Genomic DNA, 2,528 nt, shown 5'->3' on the forward strand with positions numbered 1-2,528 from the left:
TCTCTGATTTCGTCCTTGAGACCATTTGGTACTGAAATATTGAGATTTGTAATGGTTACACGGGCGTCTACTTCAACAGGTTTGTGAATCGTAATGGGTTCTGGAACTTCAAAGGAACCCACTTTTGTATTTGGAGTTTCTATGTATTCTGTTTCGACTGTCCCTGTATTAAAACCACTCTTGCGTTTTTCAGATGGAGCATTGGGTACAATTGCTGTATCAACCATTTTTTTTGCGCGTGCATTGGTTTCTTCGGTAAAGGTTTTAATGGTCTGCGTTGAAGTCTTGTCTATTGAAACATTAAAGCCTAACTTTTCTTTCATCCAATTAGGCATCCAGCTGGTTAATTTGCTTATCATGCCGCTAAGCCAATCAGACAGAGCATTCCATTGGCTTTTGATACCGTCCCACAAGCTACCAATGAGATTGGTTCCTACTTCCATGAGATTGATCCCAAACAGCCACTCAATCAATGCATTGATTTTTTTTGAAATCCAAGAGAGCGGTGAAAAGTTTTTAAAGAGCGTCAAGAGGTTATTGAAAACGTTACTACATAAGCTCGCAAAAGAATTCCACAAGTTGCTTATGAAGCTTACTACCGTATCCCAATTTTTGTAGAGCAGATATCCAACTCCAACAAGGGCTGCTATGCCGCCAGCAATCCAGCCGATAGGAGTGGTCATGATTGCGATACCAAGCGATATAAAAGCAGAACTAACGGCAGTTATTGCTGGAATAAGTGAAGCTATAAGAGTTACAGCAAGACCAGCAATTGCGGAAGCAGCTGGTGCTATTGCCGCAATGAATGCCCCAGTAAGAACTGCTCCAACTGCAGCTAAGGATGCGGCTACCCAGCCATTGAGTTCATCCCAATATTTATAGAGTAAAACAAGAGCTGCAATGCCGCCAATTAGCCAACCGATAGGTGTGGTCATTATAGTATAGCCAAGGGTGACAAACGCTGCTCCCGCTGCGGCTAATGCGGCAATGAGTGGACCAAAAATGAACGAACCAAGTGCCACAAGTCCTACCTTAAAGAGGGTTATTTCACCAATCAGAGGTTCTAGCCATTGGAACCAGCCTTTAATCCTCTCTGTAAGATCACTGATGCCTTTTCTTAAATCAGAGGTAGGATTAAGCAAATCATTAAGGACTTTTTTTAAGGTTTTTGCCCAGCTCGCAACAGTTGTTTGAATGAGGTCGCGGTTTTCATCAATCAACTTTGAAAAACCGTCAATCATATCATTAATCACGGGCATGAAACGCGCGCCAATAAAGCTCGCGATACCGCCTATTTTTTTCTTAAAAGCACCAAGCTTATCACTCAAATCTGCTGCATAGCGTGCAACATCAGCACCTATCAGCCATTTTCCTTTTCGCGCCTTTGCAAATAGTTCTTTGATAGGCGCCATGCCTTGTGCAAGCATGGCGCCCATTTCTTTACCATCCCCACCAAACAGCAGAGAAGCAATATGCTCTCTTTGTGCTTGATTTTTCATCTTACTCATCTTGTCAGTAATTTCTTCTAACAAGACAGAAGTGGATTTGAGTTTTCCAGAAGTGTTTTTGACAGAAATGCCAAGCGCTTCAAAGCCCATCATGCCTCTTTTTTGTCCAGCATATGCTTGTGCTGAACGCCTATTTAAAACCGCTAAGGATTGTTGAAAAAGCTCGGCAGAAGTGCCTGAATTATCGGCTGCATCCCCCCATAATTGAAGTGATGCAACACTCATTCCCAAATGCTGTGATGCATGGTGAAGACTATCCCCAAGATTCATGGTTTGCATGGTAACGGAGATCAAGCTTGCCACAAGACCATCACCAGTAAGCCCTAAAGCACCGGTAAATACCGAAGCACGACTTGCCGCTGTACCAAGGGCTCTTTGAACGCCTTTAAGGCATGCTGTCATATTTTTTAGTGCAGCAGAAAAGTGGGGAATATTTAATGTATGCGACAAATTCTTAAAAGATTCTTGTACACGTTTGAGAGGTGCGGTGAGTTTGTCCTCAAGAGTCAATTTTACCTTTGCATCGGCACCCTTAGTTGTTTTACTCATTTTGTTTTATACCTTTCTGCTGCTTGTTTTCGCCAGAATATTAATTCTTGTGGTTCCATTTCCATCATGTCTGAAAGGGACCAATGGAACACAATGGTAATATCGGCTATGAGTTTAGCGGCGGTTTCCCAGTCGAGGTATCCCGCCGTTTGATAAAAGACTCTAAGATTTCTCCAATGCTCGATAAGTCATTGATGTCGAGTTCACCAACAGCTTCATGTGGCCATGCAGAAAGGCGAGAAACCATAGCGATTGTTTGTTCAACGCCTTCCTTCTTATCTATTGCTTGCACATCTTTTGTTTTGGGGCGCCGTAAGGTGATTTCGGTATGCTCTTTTCCTTCAAAGGTAATCGGTACAAGTAATTTATGTGTAATGCTTGTTTGTACTGTCATTTTTATAATCCTATATTTTCTCTATGGTCTGCGAGTTGATTGACGCCATTGAATTTTCTCACCAAGTTGAGGACATC

4 protein-coding genes are annotated in these 2,528 nt (G+C 42.4%); all 4 read right to left on the minus strand.

Annotated features, from left to right (window positions below):
* Positions 1 to 2,057 (minus strand): phage tail tape measure protein (locus ACFIJZ_RS09530; protein WP_375631905.1); only part of this gene is annotated, 2,057 nt, incomplete at its 3' end.
* Positions 2,054 to 2,125: a GpE family phage tail protein gene (locus tag ACFIJZ_RS09535; RefSeq protein ID WP_081485993.1), complete on the minus strand. Its 72-nt coding sequence runs from the start codon at positions 2,123 to 2,125 to the stop codon at positions 2,054 to 2,056. The genes ACFIJZ_RS09535 and ACFIJZ_RS09530, both read right to left, overlap by 4 nt.
* A gap of 38 nt (positions 2,126 to 2,163) precedes the next feature.
* A complete protein-coding gene (locus ACFIJZ_RS09540; RefSeq protein ID WP_273791694.1) occupies positions 2,164 to 2,451 on the minus strand; it encodes a phage tail assembly protein in 288 nt (95 codons plus the stop codon).
* 2 nt (positions 2,452 to 2,453) lie between these two features.
* A partial coding sequence (locus ACFIJZ_RS09545; protein ID WP_375631908.1) for a phage major tail tube protein occupies positions 2,454 to 2,528 on the minus strand: 75 nt, incomplete at its 5' end.

It is taken from the genome of Bartonella sp. CL70QHWL (assembly GCF_042194855.1).
Lineage (GTDB): Bacteria > Pseudomonadota > Alphaproteobacteria > Rhizobiales > Rhizobiaceae > Bartonella.

Bases quoted from the DNA above. Each gene is read 5' to 3' on its own strand.
- ACFIJZ_RS09540 (WP_273791694.1), bottom strand. From the start codon at position 2,451: ATGACAGTACAAACAAGCATTACACATAAATTACTTGTACCGATTACC.